Genomic DNA, 19,293 nt, shown 5'->3' on the forward strand with positions numbered 1-19,293 from the left:
TTGGTGTTAAAAAATGAATGTTGAATTTCAATAAAAACAGCCTAGGATTTATAACAATCTGATGAATATATTTTCGTTTTTTTTGAAGTTCCTGAAGTTTGTAAAAAATCACGATACCAAAGCCCCGAATTTTTAATAATTCGCTTCTGAGTGTTGTAGTCGATATATACCAGTCCGAATCTTGGATGATAACCTTCGGCCCACTCAAAATTATCGGTAAAACTCCATACAAAATAGCCATTAACATTAACGCCATGATTTTTGGCTTTTAATACCGCTGCTATATATTGCTGAATATACTGTTGTCGCTTTTCATCTTTTACCTCTCCGTTCACCAGGTTATCTGGAAATGCAGCGCCATTCTCGGTCACCAGGATATTTTTCACTCCCGGATATGCATCGTATTTTTTTAGGAGCTGAAAAAGTCCGTCAGGATAAATTTCCCAGCCCATTTCAGTAGTCGGCAGGTTTCGCTTTTCTGCTTTAATATTGGTCGCCTGTAGATACGGAATCCACCAGGCATTTTTTACAATTTCACGAGTATAATTCTGGATCCCGATAAAATCAAAATCAAATTTCAGCAGGTGATCATCTTCAGGTTTATAAAATTTATCCACCCTTTTTAAAAATGGTAATTCCTTAAAAGGATAACCATACCCAAGGCTGAGTTCTAAAAACAGCCTGTTAACCAGGCAATCTACGCGATTAGCGGCCTTATGGTCTTTTTCGCGATCCCGATAGGCTTCGATATACGAACAGGAAAAGGTAGTACCAATATTCAGGTTGTTATCATAATCCCTTAAAATACGGCCACCAATCGCCTGGCACAGTGAGGCATGGTGCATTGCCGGAATAAAATTTTTAACCCCTCTCCTACCCGGGGCGTGAATTCCCAAAAAATGTCCTGCTCCCAAAAACACCAAAGGTTCGTTTAAAACGATCCAGTTTTTTACGCGATCGCCAAACCGCGCTACGCAAATTTTTACGTATTCGCTAAACCAGTTAATAATCGCTCTATTGGTCCAGCCACCTTTATTTTCCAGGGCTTGCGGTAAATCCCAATGGTAAAGCGTTACCCAGGGCGTAATTTCCAGTTTTAGGCATTCGTCGATTAAGCGGTCATAAAAATCGAGACCTGCCTCATTAATGGCTCCGGTACCGTCGGGTAAAACCCGTGACCAGGAAATCGAAAACCGAAAATGTTTGATGTTCATCGATTTCATCAATCGCAGATCTTCGCGAAAACGATGATAAAAATCGCAGGCAACATCGGCATTCTGGCCCTGATATATTTTTCCTTTTTTATGCGAAAATTCGTCCCAGATTGATGCTTTTTTTCCATCGCTAAAGGGACTTCCTTCAATTTGAAAAGCGGCGGTAGAGGTTCCCCAAATAAAATCATTCTCGAAATCACCCGATTTTAATGCTGAAAAATATGCTTGTTTCACAAGTATCTATATTGAGAATGTTATTTATACAATTTCAGGAGGAGTAGCCGGAAATTTAAGGTCTTTTTGAGCGATGGCAATAAGCCTATCGATTATTGCTTCGGTTTCATCAGGGAAATTTACCTCGATAATTTCATCCTTTAAGAGCCATTTCTCGATGGCATGACAGGACTTCTTTTTTAAGTTTTTAAGCACCGTGATCCCCATTGTTTTAAGCATCGCGGCATTGCATTGCTGTTCAAACTGGCCTTTCATAGGCACAACCAGCAGTTTCTTCTTTAAGAATAAAGCCTCGGCCGGCGTTTCGAAACCTGCGCCACAAATAACCCCGCTACATGTGCTTAGGCTTTTTACAAAATCTTCGTTATTTACGGGACGGATGATGATATTATAGGTTGCGGAAGCTTTTTTAAAATGTTTTGAAAATATTTCGAATTTGAAATCAGGAAAACTGCTGAACAATTTGAGTAATTTCTTATCGGAATACGAAGGAAGGTATACGGTATAATGTGCTAATTTTTCAGGCTGAATTTGCCTAATCTCAGACCGTATCACCGGAGTAAAAATATAGTCATCAAAAGCTTTAAAATGAAAACCAAAACTAAAACTGCAAGGCGCATACTGTTTTAAGATCTTTAAGCCCAGCCAGTCTTCTTTTAAAGGTTTTGGTGCTAAAGGATGTAATACGGCCGATTGATGACTTAATCCGTAACAATTTTTATGCGCCATCGCACATGCCCAGGCGGTCACCGGTTCAAAATCGTTAATAATCAGATCATATTCTTGTACCGGGACACTTTTTATTTCTTTGTACAGGCGCTTCATTCGGTTTTTACGATAGGTGTTCCAAATATCCACACCGCCTTTTTTCCCGAAGATAAAACTAAGGCCCTTAAGCTGATATTTTACATGGTAAGGTAATTTTAAATCCCCCTGAATGCCGCTAACCAAAAGATCAACTGCTCCTTTTTGCTGTAAAATAGGTATAATTTCAAGTGCCCGGCTAAGATGTCCGTTGCCGGTTCCCTGGATCGCATAAAGTATTTTCATTAATGCGATATTCTAAAAAAATGGATATGATTTTTTTTCTTCAGAATAAATGGTGAGATCATCGCACTTAATCTACGCTGCACAAAAATGGCCACCAATATTTTCTGAAAACCATCTTTTAAATAATAATTTTTAGTGCGCTTAATCTTAGTGTTCCCTTTCAACATCATAAGCTTATCCATAACAGTGATTTATCACCGATAAATATATAAGACCATGACTTAAAGTGTATTACGTGTATTTTAAATAAGTGTATGTTTAAGGTTAAACCTACTCCGGTAATCTTTGATTATCGGTAAAAGCGTGTAACAGGCGGTTTTATTAGCTAAGTTTTACAGAGGTCATCGTGAGCGATCCTCCTACCGCTTTATCATTAAAAAATTCCAATTCATCTTTATCTTCCTGCAGGGCCAGGGTATACAATAAAGGTAAATAATGATCTGATGTAGGGACGGCAAGATTTACCGCTGCACCTAAATGACAATAATCCAAAAGCGAATGATGATCTTTAGATGTGATTAATTTTTTAATTTTATTATCAGCTTCTCTGGCCCAATCGAAAGCGTGATCGATTTTATTTATGTTAGCCCAGTCAATACGGCGCAGGTTATGCACTATATTACCGCTCCCGATAATTAAAATTCCTTTTCGTCGAAGTATCGCTAACTCTTTGGCTAATTTGTAATGTTGGTGCGGACTTTTACGAACATCTAAACTAAGCTGAACAATTGGAATATCTGCTTCAGGATATAAATGTTTTAGTACACTCCAGGCTCCGTGATCTAATCCCCATTGATGATCTAAATGAATCTCTTCGCCTGTGATTAAAGATGCAGTTGTTTTGGCAAGATCGGGATTTCCTTTTGCCGGATACTGCACGGAAAATAATTCTTGCGGAAAACCTCCAAAATCATGAATGGTTCTTGGATTACTCATAGCGGTTACCGCCGTCCCATCAGTAATCCAATGGGCCGAAATACATAAAATAGCGTTTGGTTTTGGCAAAGTTGCGGCAACTTTTCGCCAATTGGCTACAAATTCATTTTCTTCGATCGCATTCATCGGGCTACCATGTCCAAAAAATAGTGCAGGCATTTTTGGGGTAGATTTAAAACTTGTTGCAATATTATGGAGATCGGCTAAATGCATCATTCATCAAATTAAGGTATTCTTGTAGTTTTTGCTGGCCATAAAAAAGCCTTTCGGATAGCATACCGAAAGGCTTATAATGATTTTTCTTTTTCTCTCGGGGAATTTAAGCCATGGATGCTACTAATTCTTTTTCCGCTTTCTCTAAGGCTCCATCTCTTAATTCAGGAATGGCAATACCTTCTACCCGTATCAATTCTACATCGGTCATTCCTAAGAAACCAAATATTTTGATTAGATAATCTGATACGAAATCATAAGCAGGATTTTCAGAATACACTCCGCCTGAACTCATAGCGATATATACTTTCTTTCCATTTACTAATCCCTGAGGACCTTCTTCGGTATATTTAAAAGTAACTCCCGATTTCGCCAGGTGATCAATCCAGGCTTTTAATTGTGAAGGAATCCCAAAATTGTATAAAGGCGCGCCAATCACTAAAATATCAGCATCAAATAATTCCTGGATCGCTTCATCCTGAAAAGCTATTGTTTCTTTTTGTGCTTCAGTTCTATTTTCTTCAGGGGTAATGATCGCCTGCCATTTTTCTTCAGTAATATGTGGAAAATTTTCTGCAACGAGATTTCTTTCCACAACCTCATTTTCAGGATATTCTTTTTTCAGCTGCTCTAAAATTTTATTTCCTAAAGCCAAACTGTAGGAATTTTGCCCGTTTAATGTAGAAATTACATGAAGTATCTTTTTCATAGTATCTGTTTTAAGTAAATTACCTTAGGATAATCCCATAAGGTATGTATTAGAAAATTATTTTGTATTTAGATTATTTACCGACATTTGTATATACAAATATATAAACAATAAGGCTACGATTAAGGGTGCTTCCATAGATGTTACTACTAACATTTAGTATAGTAGATCACACATCCTGCTCTATAAACTGCTCACGGAATTCCTGCGGATTGGTATTATAGACCCGACATAACGCACTTTCGAAATCATTAAAATTGCTAAAACCACAGGACTCGGCCAGACATTCCAGGTCACAATTCTCATACTCCGGGATATTGATCATTTCTTTTACTTCAGTCACTCTTAGATCGTCCAGGTATTGATTGAAGGATTTCCGCTTGGCCTTTTGTAGAATATAATCGAGTTCTTTTGAAGTGAGCATTAAATGCTTGCTGATTTCATCTATTTTTAGATTCTGGATTAAATAAAACTTTTCCCTTTGCATGATTTTGTCGAGCAATCTGGAATATTCCAAAGCCATACCATAATCGATATAATTTAATTGTGAAGAAGAATGCTCACTCTTGTCCAATACCCCACTATTACAAATCATAATGAGAAAAAGAGGGAATAAAATAAATAAAACGAGTGTTGATCCGGAAATTGCGAATATCCCCAAACTAATTAGCAACACGAAGCCCACAATGTAAGATATGAACAAACTCATTAATGCGATTGTTTTATCTAAAAGCCTTCGTTAATAGTAGGGTGTAAAAACGCTACGGCTAAGAAATTAATAATGTTCTTTTATACTATAAGTATTTGTAAATAACTAATGCAATTGTAATGCCACAACTTCATTTTGTTTAATCTTTATTGAAATTTTATCAACACAAAGTTTATTCAGCTATTATAACGGCATTTTGTTGGTTAGATTGTATTCTAAAATAGATTGAGCTTTACTTAACGAATTAAGCTGAAATGACCTCTTTGCTTTCTTTCAAGATCGATAGTTGCCTTAAACCAATAATCGTCTTCAGGAAGTGGTTTTCCATTTAGAGTACCATCCCATTCCTCATCTTTTTTAAGGATAGTAATTAAATTCCCGTACCGATCAAAAATCGAGATTTCAATCGCATTATCACCAATTCCAATTGGTTTCCAGCTGTCATTTATACCATCGTTATTCGGTGAAAAATAATTAGGAAATCCAATTAAATAAATCTCTTCTTTTATATAAGCACATCCGTCCACTTCTACTATTTCAATCTTATGAATCCCTGGCGATATACCGTAATAATTTCCTGTAGTATTCTTACTATTATCATCTAATATGAAAATGTAATTCGATTCTTTCTCGGTTTCAAAATTGATATCATAAGATCCATCATGATTATTCTTTTTAGAAAATCGATAATTTATTGGTTTATTTCTATCAAAAAGTGTAATAGTAATCTGTGAAGATAGCACTTCACAGTTAGCGTTTGAAACCCTATATACGTATGTGCCTGCATTATCTAATTGAGGATTGAAAACACCATTTTGTAAAGTAGGTTCCCAATAGCCATTTGAATCTGGAGTGCCCTCTAAATAATCAATTAAGGCAAATGGTGTTTCGTATTTACATACGGAGATATTGGAATCTAATCCTGGGTTTGGTTGAGCCGTAAAAATCACTTCAACTATTGCAGTCTTTGACACACAATAATTATTCACGGTATAAGTATAAAGACCTTCTGCGTCTACAGAGGGATCAAAAATCGAAGAATTTGAAGTTAATCCGGGGCTCCAGGTTCCGCCTGTTTGAGCATCAGGGCCCAAATAATCAAATAAATCCACTAAGCCTCCATTCTGGCATAGATTTAGGCTTGCGTCGTTCCCTGCACTTAGTGTAAATGCTTCCTGAAAGTCATAAATTCCATTGTTGTCTTCATCTAAAGGAGTTGTATAGCCAGTTGTTTCACTAATAATTAAGCCATCTTCATCTACAGTATCTGGAGAACTTCCTAATGTTCCGTTATTATCATCATCATTAAAACCAGCTTCAAGAACATCATAACAACCATCATTATCACTGTCCAGATCTCGCTTATCTGGACTACCGTCATTATCTGAGTCACGATCGAGTATACCATTATCTTCAATGATATCTGGGATTCCGTCATTATCATCGTCCAGATCTATATCATCTGGAATACCATCATTGTCAAAATCTGGTAAACAGTTAGCCTCAATTTCCTGTCTTGTACTACATTCAGAAGGATTATTTAATATTTCAACGTCATCGTAAACTCTATTGTTCGCCAATAAATTACATATAGCGGAACAATCTGTTAATTCTTGATTACTAGAGATTATTAATCCAAGATTTCCAAAATTATTACTTACAGCATTTAAGTTCTCTAGCCCCGTTAATGCGGCCAATTTGTTATTATTTTGAATTATAAGAGCTCTGTCTATTTTTTCCAAATTATAGAATCCACTTATCGATGGTAGTTCTGGATTGCCCGTAATTACCATATTGCCATAAACACGTTGTAAATTATTAAATCCTGTAAAAACAGTTAACTCCAGGGATTCTGTAATTTCAAAATCACCTCCGCCTAAACTACCAATGCTTTCTAATTTGTTAAAACCTTCTATTTCATTAATACCAGTTCTATTTATAAATAGATCTTTACCAACGTATTTTAATTCTGAAAATAAGCCAATTCCATGTGGATAATCCCTAATAACCAGACTCCCTTTTATATATTCTACTTTATTGAAGGCTTGGTAAATACTTAATGCTATACCCAGATCATCCATTATAAGGCTTTCTTCAACAAATTTTAAATTTTGAAAGGCATCAAGGGACATCCCAAGATTGTTTAAATCTATGGTATTTACTTTCTCAAGTTTGTCGAAACCTTCAAAATAGCCACTAATTCGATTTATATTGATATTATTTACCTCGGTCAATTCGTTAAATGAATTTACATGTCTAAGCAAATTGTTATTGATAATGTTAAGATCACCATCAATTTTAGAAATTGAAAGCGTCGTAGTTAGATCTTCAATATTCGTATTGCTAATTGTAAGATTTCCTTTAATCTCTTCGATATTTTGAAGCGGAGATAAATCGATAACCAAGCTAGAGATACTAAGATTACCATTTATAATTGTACAATTTGGATAATTATTTTGAAATTGGATCAAGTCACTTTGCGAATTAATCGTAACATTACCAGTTGGGCATTGTGCTACTAATTTTAGACTAAAAAGTAGAAGACATAATATAAAGATACCTAGCTTAAAAAGATGGCTTAAATTATTCATTTTCAACCTTAAATAAGTCCTGAATACTTAAATTAGAACGATTTACCATCCATTGATAGCTATTTAAAAATAGCTGTTCAAAATAGGTGTTTTCAGCTGTTTTTTTAGAGCTTCTAGGATATTCTATTTGTTTAAAAATGGAATTCCTGAATAATAAAAAGCAGCAAATCAAAACAAAATTTCTCATGCCAGATTATGTAATTTGAGCTTGCTCAAAATTAACTTTTAGGTATAAAATATCAAGAATATCGATAATATTTTTTATGCTTTTTTTTAACATTAATTTTAACTCAAAAAAAAATCCGAAATAAAGATTAGTCCGGATTTTTAGAAATATATAGTTTATACTGAAATTCTAAATTCTTGCAGCAGCTTCTTTATCCACATACCACATAAGTTCTCCCTCGGGAGCAATAATCTGAGAAGGATATTTTTCAATATTTTTCTCTCCTTTTATTACTTCATAAAGTGCATCTGCTTTTTTAGCGCCAAAGGCTATAAATGCCACACTTTTAGCCACATTAATTAATGGTGCGGTTAATGTAATCCGGTACATATCCTGAGGTTCCAGGAAGTAAGCAGCTACTTTCTTCTCTTTTTCGTGGATTACTTTTTCTCCCGGGAATAATGAAGCGGTATGACCATCGTCCCCCATTCCTAAAAAGATGAGATCAAAGGTTTTACCATCTTCTAAAACCTTCTCTAAAATTTCAGCATATTCTTGCGCGTATTCTTCCGCAGAAATTCCGTCTTTATACATCGGGAAAATCTGATCTTTTGGGATATTCACTTTATTAAGAAAATCTTTAAAAGCATTTCCTGCATTGCTACGTTCGTCTTCAATAGGCACCCATCTTTCGTCACACCAAAAAACAAAAAGTTTATCCCAGGCTACCTGATCTTTAAACTCTGTTGTTAGCAAATCGTACATCCCGCCGGGTGACGATCCACCGGTTAAGGCAACGGTAAACTTGTCATGCTCTTCAATGGCAAGATTTGCACGTTCTACAAAATGCTGAGCTGCAGCGCGACTAGCTTCTTCTTTGGTTTGATATATATTCAGCATTCCTCTTGTTTCTTTTCTTTTTTTCCAGGTACGTTTATCGACCATACATGTCCCTGTTGCGCAATAAGGGCTTCTGCATTTTCAGGGCCATAGCTTCCTGCCTGATAATTAGGGAAATTAATCGATTCCCTGCTGTCCCAGGCTTCCTGAACGGTTTTAATCACATCCCAGGCTTCTTCTACCTGATCTGATCGCATAAACAAGGTGGTATCCCCCAGCATGGCATCAAGTAATAAAGTCTCGTAAGCTTCTGGAGTATGGGTAGAACAGCTATCGTAATTAAAAACCATTTCAGAAGGGTTTAGATTCATCTCTAAACCTGGTTTTTTGGTCATAAAACGTAACCTAATATCCATTTGCGGTTGCAAGTTAATGGTTAACTTGTTAGGCATAATGTTATTAGACTGTTCCCCGGGAAATGCCGCATGTGGTACGGGTCTAAACTGAATTGTTATTGAAGAGCTTTTCTCTTGCATACGTTTACCGGTCCTTAAATAAAACGGGACATTTTGCCAACGCCAGTTATCAATAAAAAATTTAATTGCTGCAAACGTTTCGGTATTCGAATTTTCGTTTACTCCTTTTTCTTCACGGTATCCAGGTACTTTTTCTCCTTCTACCCAACCAGCACTGTATTGGCCACGAACGGCATTTTTGCTTACTTCATCCGGTTTTATTCTACGTATAGCACGTAAAACTTCTACTTTACGATTTCGAATTTCTTCAGCATCGGCCGAAATTGGAGCTTCCATCGCTACCATACAAAGGATTTGTAACAGGTGATTCTGGATCATATCCCGAAGTGCTCCCGAGCCTTCATAATAGCCACCACGCGAACCCACACCAACCTTCTCTGCAACGGTAATTTGCACATAATCAATATAATTTCGGTTCCAAAGGGGCTCGAACAACGCATTTCCAAAACGGAAAGCCAAAATATTCTGAACCGTTTCCTTACCCAAATAATGATCGATCCTGAAAATTTGTTTTTCGTCAAAAGTCCGGCGAAGCAATTTATTCAGCTCTATAGAAGATTCCAGATCATAACCAAATGGTTTTTCGATCACCAGACGGTCTTTTTCCAGTTCTTCTACTAATTTCTGGTTTTTAAGGTTCGCGGTAATATCATCGATAAACTTAGGAGATACCGATAGATAAAATAATCTATTGGCACGTTCTCCCCATTCCTTATCGAGATTATCCAGTTTGGTATGTAAATCCTGATAGGATTTTTCGTTGGTGATATCTGATTTAAAGTAATAAATCGATTCTTCGAATTTCTTCCAAATTTTGGCATCCGGATCGCGACGGGAAAATTCTTTTAATTTTTTATAAAGATCTTTTCGGTAAGAAGCATCATCAAAATCTGATCTTCCTAATCCGAAAATGGCAAAATGATCTGCCATTCGATCATCAAGATAAAGGTTATAAAATGCGGGGATTAATTTGCGACTGGCAAGATCTCCTGTACCACCAAATATGACAATGATCGTTGGGGCCGCTTTCTTTTCTGTCTTCATTTTAGTTTTAAATTAATTGAGGCTTAATTCCACTCAGTATGAAAAACACCTTCCTTATCATTACGCTCGTATTTATGCGCTCCAAAGAAATCTCTTTGTGCCTGGATAAGGTTGGTAGGCAAAATTTCACTTCTGTAAGAATCAAAATAAGATACCGTAGTACTAAATACCGAAGATGGGATACCTTTGTCGATAAAGGTTTTTACCACCTTACGTGCTGCACCCTGCTTTTCTTCTAAAGCTTTACCTATAGTTTCGTCTAATAAAAGGTTAGGAAGCTCTGGAGATTTACTGTAAGCTTGTCTAAAATCTTCTAAACAGGCCGCTCTGATAATACAACCACCTCTCCAGATTTTAGCCACCTCTTCCAGATTTAAGCCGTAATCATACTCTTTGGAAGCGATTGTTAACTGGGCTAATCCCTGAGCATAAATGGTAATCATACCAAAGTAGAACGCATCGGTTAATGCATCAAAAATCTCTTCTTCTGAAATTTCTGAAGCATCATTCCATTTTAATTTCTTTGAAGCCTCTACACGCTCTTCTTTATATTTTGAAATATCACGCATTTCTACCGCCGCGTTAATCGCCGGGATAGGCGCCTGAATATCCATGGCGTTCTGAGAGGTCCATTTACCGGTTCCTTTGGCTTTTGCCGCGTCAGAGATATAATTCAGTAAAATACCCTTTCCAGTAACTTCATCTTCTTTTTTAAGAATTTCAGAAGTAATTTCTACCAGAAAAGAGGCTAATTCTGAATTGTTCCATTTTTCAAATAATTGCTGAATTTTAGCATCTTCTACGCCGTATCCTCTTTTTAATAGATCATAAACCTCTGCAATAAGCTGCATGATGGCATATTCGATACCATTATGAACCATTTTTACATAGTTTCCGGCAGATCCTTTACCAAGATACGTTACACAGGGCTCATCGTTTACTTTTGCCGCTACCGCTTCAAAAATAGGGCGAAGTCTTTCGTATGCTTCCGCATTTCCGCCAGGCATCATACTTGGGCCAAAACGCGCTCCTTTTTCACCACCAGAGATTCCCATTCCGAAGAAATGGATACCTTTTTCAGCAAGTTCATCTACACGACGATTGGTATCGGGGAAATACGAATTTCCCCCATCGACTAAAACATCTCCTTCTTCTAAATAAGGTAGTAACGAATTGATAGCCGAATCTACAGGTTTTCCTGCCGGAACCAGGAGCATAATCGCTCTTGGTTTACGAATTAATCCGCAAAATTCTTCTGCCGAGGTTGTTCCTTTTATCGTGTGTTCTTCTGAAGCTTCTTTTTCCAGAGAGGCCGCTTTTTCGGCATCTAAATCCAGTCCGGCTACAGAAAATTTATGGTCGGCCATATTTAGTAAAAGGTTTCTCCCCATTACTCCAAGACCAACAATTCCAAAATCGAATTCTTTCATGATTCAGTTTTAGGTTCTTAACTATTCTATTTATTTAAAATTCTTTTTTTCTATCTCTAAGACTTTATCCAACCGTCTTACAAAACGCTCGTCCTGCTGAAATTCGGCATTTAAAAAGGCCCAAATAATCTCCAGGATAAGTGAAGTCCCCAGCACTCTTCCGCCAACACAAATCATATTCATATCGTCATGTTCTACACCCTGATGTGCCGAATAGGTTTCTGAAATTAACGCCGCACGCACCCCGGGGAATTTATTGGCAACGATAGAAACACCTACCCCACTACCACAAACGGCAATAGCTTTATCAACTTTATGTGCGCTTAAGGCTTTGGCTAAAGGAGTCACCACATCTGGATAATCGTCGTCACTTTTATATTCGAAGGCACCAAAATCCTGTATCTCGAAATTTTTATTTTTTAAAAGTTCCAATAACTTTTCTTTCTGTTCTAAGCCGGCATGATCTGCAGCAATTCCGATTTTCATGAAGTGAATCTTTTGGTTTTAATCATTTCGAATGCTAAAATTAACTAATTAAATCTGTTTGGAGGCAAGACAAAACCTTATAAAAATATTAAAACCTTTGAAATGGCGAAGTTATACCAGTATTTTAGAAAATTGTGCTACACAAAATATCGATTTTGGATGTTTTTGACCTTCAATTTATTAATTGCAGCACTCCGATTAAAGAAACGATACTGATAAAAATCCATATAAAAATGGCTAAAATCACCGGTTTAATGCCCACTTGCATAAAACTTTTATAGTTTAACGTGCTTCCAATTAAAAATAATACGAGCGTTAAGCCCATTTTAGAGACCGAAACAATTTTTGGCGCCACAAATTCGATATTTGGGATATAGGTATTGGCCATGATCGCTAAAATAAAAAGACCAATAAAATATGGAATCTTAATCTTCTTCAGTTCAGTATGACTGCTTAAGGCAAACAAAACAGATACCGGTAAAATCCATAGCGCCCGGGCTAATTTTACCGTAGTAGCAATTTCCAGCGCTTCATTTCCATAAACCTGCGCTGCACCGACAACCGAGCTGGTATCGTGAATGGCAATCGCACTCCAGATCCCAAATTGATGCTGACTCATATTAAAATAATGGCCTAAAACCGGAAATAGAAACAGTGCGAGGCTGTTTAAAAGAAAAACACTGCCAATAGCTATTGAAATTTGTTTAGCATCGGCTTTTATAATGGGAGAAATTGCCGCAATGGCACTACCCCCACAAATCGCGGTCCCCGAACTTATGAGTTTGGCGATTTTTTGATCGATTTTAAAAAGTTTACCAATCAGCATCCCCAATCCAATCGTTAAAGTAATGGATAAGATCGTAAAAATAAATCCGTCTTTTCCTGCCGTTACTGCTTTGTCGATATTCATCCCGAAGCCAAGACCAATAACCGAGATTTTTAATAACCAGTTTATGCTTATTTGTGTTTTTTGCGGAAAGGGATTCTGAAAAAATTGCGCGAATACTATCCCTGCGGCCAAAGCGATAGGCGGATTTATCACCGGAAACAGACATGCCAGGCAAAGTATTACAAATACAACTGAAGTAATTACAGGTTTCATAAACTGAATATTATACTTCAAAAGTAGCTGCAGTCCTGCTCCCAATCAAATGATAAATAGTTATGCCATATAACTAAAAGTTATAATGATGCTGAAGGAATTTTAAAAACACCGAATTTAATTTAGAATGATGTCCCTGTTGCTGAATAAAAAAGAAATCCCGCTTAATTTGCAGCTCTTCGATGTCCACAATATAAAAGTCACCGTGCTTTAGTTCTTTTAAAACCGTATTGATACTCAAAAAACTACCGCTATGTCCATTAGCCAGATACGATTTTATACTTTCTGAGCTTCCTAATTCTAATTCGATATTTAGTGCTTCAACTTTTAAGTTTTCATGCTGAAAGGCTTTTAGGATTACTTCGCGCGTACCAGATCCTTTTTCCCTTAATACAAGCGGAACATCCTGTAATGCTGAAATTGAGATCTGGTTTTTCTTAGCTAATGGATGGGATTTATCGACCACCAGAACGATTTCATCTTCTAAAAAAGCTTGGTAAGCCAATTCTCGGTTCTTCGATTGGCCCTCGATAAATCCTAATTCTACCGAATTATTCATCACCGATTTTTCTACTTTCTCGGTATTCATATTCAGTAAATGGATCTTAATTTTGGGGAATTTTTGATGAAATTTTGCCAGCACTTCTGGTAAAATATACTGAGCGATGGTTGTACTGGCGGCAATTCTTAGGCTTCCTTCGTTTTTATCGATCAACGAATTCATATCAAACTCCGCTTTCTCATATTGCTGAAAAATAAGCTTGCTGTGCGAAAGCAGTAATTTCCCGGCTTCGGTAAGTGCGATGCTGTTTCCTTTACGCTTAAAGAGCTTTTGGTTAAAATGAGCCTCCATTTGCCGAATATGCCTGGTCACCGCTGGCTGTGTGATATGAAGATCTTCTGCCGCTTTAGAAAAACTAAGCCGCGACGCCACACTTTGAAAAACCTGTAATTTAAAATCGAACATTATAATCAAAAGTAATAATAAAGATCCAAAAATGAATTGGTTAGAAGAAGTTATTACAAAAAAAGCTCCCGATTTTTACAATATCGAGAGCAGTTTTAAAAAGCTTTAAAAACTGAGATTGGTTATTTTTTCCAGCTATTATTTTCTGGGGTGGCATCCATCCAGATGCCACCTTCAAGATCGATTGCTTTTACTTCTTTAGCTGTTTCAATTTGTATAGAAAAAGTATCTTCAGCATTCTTCCAGATTGTAGATTTTTGATGTATATTTTTTGTGCTTCCATCAGCGAAAGTCAGTTTTACATCAAAAGGTGCCGGCATTCCACCTACATTATTGACAACAATTTCAACCGAATTGTTATCCTGCTGTACACTTTCAATCTTAACATCGATATAATTCGGTTTAAAATACCAGCGATCCCAAAACCAGTTTAAATCTTTTCCGCTAAGATCATTAATACTGTAGAAGAAATCCCACGGAATTGGGTGTTTACCGTGCCAACGATCCATATAACCCTGTAAGGCTTTCTTAAAAAGATCGTCACCCAACATATCTTTTAAGGCCAGGTAACCAAGCGCTGCTTTTCCATAAGAATTGTTACGATACACCGGGCCGCTTAAAATATTAGACGGTGTAATAATAGGCACATCCTGTTCCATATTATCATCTGTGATCCAACGTTTTATCCTGAAGTTTTTAAAATCTTCAACCGCTTTTTCTTTGCCCAGATCTTCAATTCCTATTAAATGTTCTAAAGTGGTTGCCCACCCCTCGTCCATAAATCCGAATCTCGTTTCGTTGGTACCCATATAAAAAGGGAAATAGGTGTGCGCAATTTCATGCTCTGCCACAAAACGCGCCAGATCGGGATCTTCATGTGAATTATCGTTTACCATCATTGGATATTCCATATCACCATGACCTCTTACCAGTGTAGATTTTGAATATGGATAGGGAATACCAGGATAGTGGTGTGAAAACCAGTTTAACGCATGATGGCCATAATTCACCATTTCATGAAAATCTTTAGATTCATCATCGTAGGCGGCCTGTACACTCACGCGACGATTGGCGGTAGAATCGACCACCACACTGGCGGCATCCCAATTATATTCATTACTCACTGCAATGGCGACATCTGTAATATTCTTAGCCTTCCACTTCCAGGTATTGGTTCCTGCTTTGGTAATTTCTTTTTCTGTAAGATCTTCTGGAGTAACGATACGTATTACTTCATCACTTTGCATGGATTTCTCCAGCTTTTTGGCGTATTTTTTCTGAAGTACTTCTTCTGCATTTAAAAGATCTCCCGTAGACCAGACGATAAAATCTTCAGGAACGCTTACATTAATTTCGTAATCATTAAAATCGTTATAGAACTCCTGCATTCCAAAAAAGGTCATGGTATCCCAGCCCATATAATCATCGTAAACCGCGACGCGAGGATAAAAATAAGCAAGGAAGAACGTATTTTCTAAAATAGCACCTTCCCTCCCACTTTGTTTTGAAACCTCAAAATGCCAGTTAATACTAAGATGAACACTTTCACCGGGTTGAAGCGGCGTCTCCAGCTTAATCATTTTATTGGTGCCGTCATGTTTTGAATTCCATCCTTTTTTTATTCTGTTTTCTACATAAGAATCAATTTGGATTCCGTTGGTCATATAATCATCTGAAGCCATCCCTAAACGTGCTGCACCGGGTTTATGATTATTCAGAATTAATTTAAAATTTAGGGAAGATAAGGTATTCGGACTATTATTGGTATAGGTAATTTCTTCGGAACCGGTTACCTGACGATTGGGAGGATCCAGCTGAAGATTTATCTTGTATTTTGCCGAATTTTGCCAGTAATTTTTACCTGGTTTTCCGCTCTTACTTCGGGTTTCGTTCTCGTATGCTTTTTTAACGTCCCTTGGAACATACAACTCCTGTGCAAAAGAAAAACTTCCCATAACAAGAGAAGCGACGCATGCGGTTATAAAGGATTTTCTCATTGAATTTGGTTTATTATTGTCCTAAAATAAGTGATAGAAACTACATTTCCTTATGCTTTGCATGCTTTTCAATATTTAGTGTCTATTCTGTTGATTTATCGATTTAGTCGCATCATTTCTAACAATAATTCAAAGTAAATTGTCTTTTATTTTGAAGCATGCCGAAAGCTACCAGGACGGAAAGCGAATAAAATCGAATTTGAAAAAGCTCCAGATTCGGTTTTAATTTATGAACTATCCATTCCCTGAAATAAACTTAAAAACATGCGATTCCTCTTAAATTAAGTTAATAATTTTACAGCTCTTTCCCGATTGATTACATTAGAAAAAAGCGGAAAAAAAGAAATGAAGAAAATTGCCATTATTGGCGGTGGAGCCTGTGGATCTGCTGCTCTAATTGAGCTTATCATCCAAAGTATTAATGCCAGATTAGAGCAACAAATTTCGTTTGTGCTTATAGAGCGCAGTGAAAAAGCGGGATATGGATTAGCATTTGGATCTAAACAACGGACGCATATTTTAAATACACAGGCTGATCTTATGGGTATTTATGCCCATGAACCCACTCATTTTGCAGAATGGTTAAAAGAGCATGGCGGGAAATACCGAAGCGATGTAAAAAGCGAAAGCGACGAGGAAAATGCGTATACCAGCAGGTTGCTCTACGGTCATTATGTAGCAGAACAGTTACAGGAAACCATCAAAAAGGCCGAGGAGAAGCATATTAAAGTAGAAAGAATTGAAGCGGAAGCTTTTAATATAAATCGATTAGAAAATGAAAAATTACGTATTCATTTAACCAATAATGATACAACTGAAGTAGACGAAGTATTGTTAGCGCCCGGCACACCAAAACCTAATACTTTTAAAGAGTTTAAAGATCATTTAAATTATATCGATTTTCCCTGGCCAACTAAGAGGCTACTGGAACGAACCGGCAAAAAAGATCACGTAGGAATTTTGGGAACCAGTTTAAGTGCCATCGATACGGTAATGAGTTTGGTAGATAACGGGCATACCGGAGAAATTACCATGTTCTCTCCAGATGGCATGCTCCCCAGAGTACAACCTGATGAAAACAACATTTTTGAACGCAAATACCTAACACTTTCTAACATACATAAACTAAAGCGTGAACATGGTAAGCCTCCCAGGGCTAAAGAATTATTCCGGTTATTTATAAAAGATATCGAAGAAGCTGAAGGAAAACCTGTTGACTGGAAATCTTTAAACCGGGATGCTAAAGATCCGCTACCATTGTTAAAATACGACATCAGGATAGCTGAACAAGGTGGTGATGCTTTGCTGAATATGGCCTATGCGATGCGTTACGATACTTCAACGATATGGAGTTGGATGAGCTTACATGAACAAATTATTTTTACCAAATGGTTAGGCAGGCATTGGACTATTACACGACACGCTATTCCGCTTTATAACGCAAAAAGACTGGTCGAATTAATAAAAAAAGGGCAACTGGAAATCATACCACAGAATAACGACGTTAGTTTCCTGAAGGATAAAAACTGTTTTAAAATTACTACGGGACAGGATGGGATTTTTGAAGTGGATCAACTGGTTAATGCTACGGGAAGCGCCACGAAATTGGAAGAAATGAAAAATATTTTAATAGAAAATTTAGTAAAGAAACAATATTTAAAACCCCATCCTATTGGTGGCGCGGTGATCAATCCCCATACCATGCAATGTATTTCAGAAAATGGAGGCAGCCATATTTATGCGGTTGGCCACTTAGTAAATGGAATGTTGATGGACGTAAATGCGGTTTGGTTTAATGTAAAAACCATTGCCCGGTTAGCCTCTGAGATAATCTTTAAAACCAGCGCTAATGGACACGTTTAAATCGCTTTATCTAAGCTTGCTTCCCTATTTATGTTGTATCCCCGTTGGTTATTTAATTAATAAAAAAAAGTGGATCCCAAAGTCGTGGATCCATAAACCGCTTTTGTTTGTTTTACTGCCTATTCTGGTGATCGATCATGTTTTAGATGCCGGATTTTCGAATTTGGTAATTTTAGCGATCCTTTCTTTTTTAATGGCATTTTTAATGATATTCCCGGCAATGCTTGTCAATAAATCCATCGACAGCTCCGGTGATATTAATATTCTAAAAAGTGGTTTTTCTTATTTTAATATAGCCTTCTTCGGAATACCAACCGTTAAATCTTTATTTGGTGACGAAGCGGTAACCACACTTATCTGTATTTATGTGGGAACGGCACTCTACGGAAATATTATTGGCTATATTCAGGTAGCAAAATCTAAATTTAGCACCAAACAGGCCATTTTAGAAGTCCTGAAGGTTCCTTTTATTTATGTGATTATCCTTGCCCTAATCTTAAAAGGCTTTAAAGTTGAAACTCCTGAAGCTGTAAAGCCGGTCGTTAATGTGATGGGAACCGTTGTTTCGGTAATGGGAATGCTCATTATCGGGATGAATTTAACCAATATTCATTTTAAATCTTTAAACTGGGGATATTACGCAAAAGTACTGGGTGTAAGAGCCATTTCTGCAATTTTAATTACCGCTGTCTTAATGGGTTTAGAATATTGGCTTATAGATGGGTTGGATAAAGAGCAGCGCCAGGTGATGGCTTTAATTCCGCTTTTTCCCATTGCCGCAAACCTGGCCGTATTTTCTTCTTTCTTAAAATCCCAGGAAAAACAGGCGGCTCTACTTATTGTGTTTTCCATGATCATTTCATTAATTCTGGTGCCTATCGGAGCATTAATTTTCGCTTAAATAAAGGATGAGTTTTTTAGCGATAGAAGTATCCTATTCCACGAAAATCAGTACCAGTAATCTTGTTGCTAAAGATTCAATAAAACCTTTCCAATTCCTATTTATAATATCGATTTATCAGGTGGAAATCCTCTTAATGAGGGATTAAATAAATGTCAAAGTTTTTGCCAGAGCCAATGCAAATATTGAAATGATTTAAACTTTTTTTAAAAATAAAAAAGGGTTGCAGATATTTGTGTTGCGAAACATACAATTATCAAAACCAACCCTTTATGTACTCTGTACTTGACAAAGATACAATAGAA

General features: G+C 36.8%; 16 protein-coding genes. 2 read left to right on the forward strand and 14 right to left on the reverse strand.

All coding sequences use genetic code 11. The features are described from left to right. Positions 1-41 precede the first annotated feature (41 nt). The 14 genes from L1967_RS19000 to L1967_RS19065 form a co-directional block, all read right to left on the reverse strand. Positions 42-1,448, reverse strand: coding sequence for a GH1 family beta-glucosidase (locus L1967_RS19000; protein WP_249603083.1), 1,407 nt, complete (start codon positions 1,446-1,448; stop codon positions 42-44). A 24-nt stretch (positions 1,449-1,472) separates the two neighbouring features. Continuing rightward, a complete protein-coding gene (locus L1967_RS19005; RefSeq protein ID WP_249603084.1) occupies positions 1,473-2,498 on the reverse strand; it encodes a glycosyltransferase family protein in 1,026 nt (341 codons plus the stop codon). Further along, positions 2,498-2,680, reverse strand: a complete 183-nt coding sequence (locus L1967_RS19010; RefSeq protein WP_249603085.1) for a hypothetical protein — start codon at positions 2,678-2,680, stop codon at positions 2,498-2,500. The genes L1967_RS19005 and L1967_RS19010 overlap by 1 nt, the downstream gene beginning before the upstream one ends. A 139-nt stretch (positions 2,681-2,819) precedes the next feature. Then, positions 2,820-3,647: a 4,5-DOPA-extradiol-dioxygenase gene (ygiD, locus tag L1967_RS19015; RefSeq protein WP_249603099.1), complete on the reverse strand. Its 828-nt coding sequence runs from the start codon at positions 3,645-3,647 to the stop codon at positions 2,820-2,822. 106 nt (positions 3,648-3,753) lie between these two features. Beyond that, positions 3,754-4,356 (reverse strand): FMN-dependent NADH-azoreductase, encoded by a 603-nt coding sequence (locus tag L1967_RS19020; protein ID WP_249603086.1) that lies wholly within the window; start codon positions 4,354-4,356, stop codon positions 3,754-3,756. Between the two features lie 169 nt (positions 4,357-4,525). Beyond that, positions 4,526-4,930 carry a helix-turn-helix domain-containing protein gene (locus tag L1967_RS19025; RefSeq protein WP_249603087.1) on the reverse strand — a complete coding sequence of 135 codons (405 nt, stop codon included), beginning with the start codon at positions 4,928-4,930 and terminating at the stop codon, positions 4,526-4,528. 371 nt (positions 4,931-5,301) lie between these two features. After that, complete coding sequence (locus tag L1967_RS19030) at positions 5,302-7,656, reverse strand: T9SS type B sorting domain-containing protein (RefSeq protein WP_249603088.1); 2,355 nt, start codon at positions 7,654-7,656, stop codon at positions 5,302-5,304. Positions 7,657-8,011: 355 nt separating this feature from the next. After that, positions 8,012-8,722, reverse strand: coding sequence for a 6-phosphogluconolactonase (gene pgl, locus L1967_RS19035; RefSeq protein WP_249603089.1), 711 nt, complete (start codon positions 8,720-8,722; stop codon positions 8,012-8,014). Then, a complete protein-coding gene (zwf, locus tag L1967_RS19040; protein WP_249603090.1) occupies positions 8,716-10,242 on the reverse strand; it encodes a glucose-6-phosphate dehydrogenase in 1,527 nt (508 codons plus the stop codon). The genes pgl and zwf overlap by 7 nt, the downstream gene beginning before the upstream one ends. 23 nt (positions 10,243-10,265) lie before the next feature. Beyond that, entirely contained in the window at positions 10,266-11,672 is a 1,407-nt protein-coding gene (gene gndA, locus L1967_RS19045) for an NADP-dependent phosphogluconate dehydrogenase (RefSeq protein WP_249603091.1), read from the reverse strand. Positions 11,673-11,702: 30 nt separating this feature from the next. Next, positions 11,703-12,158, reverse strand: a complete 456-nt coding sequence (locus tag L1967_RS19050) for an RpiB/LacA/LacB family sugar-phosphate isomerase (protein ID WP_249603092.1) — start codon at positions 12,156-12,158, stop codon at positions 11,703-11,705. Between the two features lie 172 nt (positions 12,159-12,330). After that, on the reverse strand, positions 12,331-13,260 hold the full coding sequence (locus L1967_RS19055) for a YeiH family protein (protein ID WP_249603093.1): 930 nt from the start codon (positions 13,258-13,260) through the stop codon (positions 12,331-12,333). Positions 13,261-13,333: 73 nt separating this feature from the next. Further along, positions 13,334-14,227, reverse strand: coding sequence for a LysR family transcriptional regulator (locus tag L1967_RS19060; RefSeq protein ID WP_249603094.1), 894 nt, complete (start codon positions 14,225-14,227; stop codon positions 13,334-13,336). A 122-nt stretch (positions 14,228-14,349) separates the two neighbouring features. Continuing rightward, positions 14,350-16,224 (reverse strand): M1 family metallopeptidase, encoded by a 1,875-nt coding sequence (locus L1967_RS19065; protein WP_249603095.1) that lies wholly within the window; start codon positions 16,222-16,224, stop codon positions 14,350-14,352. A 345-nt stretch (positions 16,225-16,569) separates the two neighbouring features. Here L1967_RS19065 and L1967_RS19070 point away from each other — a divergent pair, with 345 nt between their 5' ends. Both L1967_RS19070 and L1967_RS19075 read left to right on the forward strand, forming a co-directional pair. Beyond that, the gene (locus tag L1967_RS19070) at positions 16,570-18,087 is read left to right on the forward strand and encodes an FAD/NAD(P)-binding protein (protein ID WP_249603096.1); all 1,518 of its coding nucleotides are present in this window, start codon (positions 16,570-16,572) and stop codon (positions 18,085-18,087) included. Beyond that, on the forward strand, positions 18,074-18,988 hold the full coding sequence (locus tag L1967_RS19075) for an AEC family transporter (RefSeq protein ID WP_249603097.1): 915 nt from the start codon (positions 18,074-18,076) through the stop codon (positions 18,986-18,988). Before L1967_RS19070 ends, L1967_RS19075 begins: the two co-directional genes overlap by 14 nt. Positions 18,989-19,293 lie beyond the last annotated feature (305 nt).

Origin of the sequence: Zunongwangia pacifica (assembly GCF_023499215.1) — a bacterium.
GTDB lineage: Bacteria > Bacteroidota > Bacteroidia > Flavobacteriales > Flavobacteriaceae > Zunongwangia > Zunongwangia pacifica.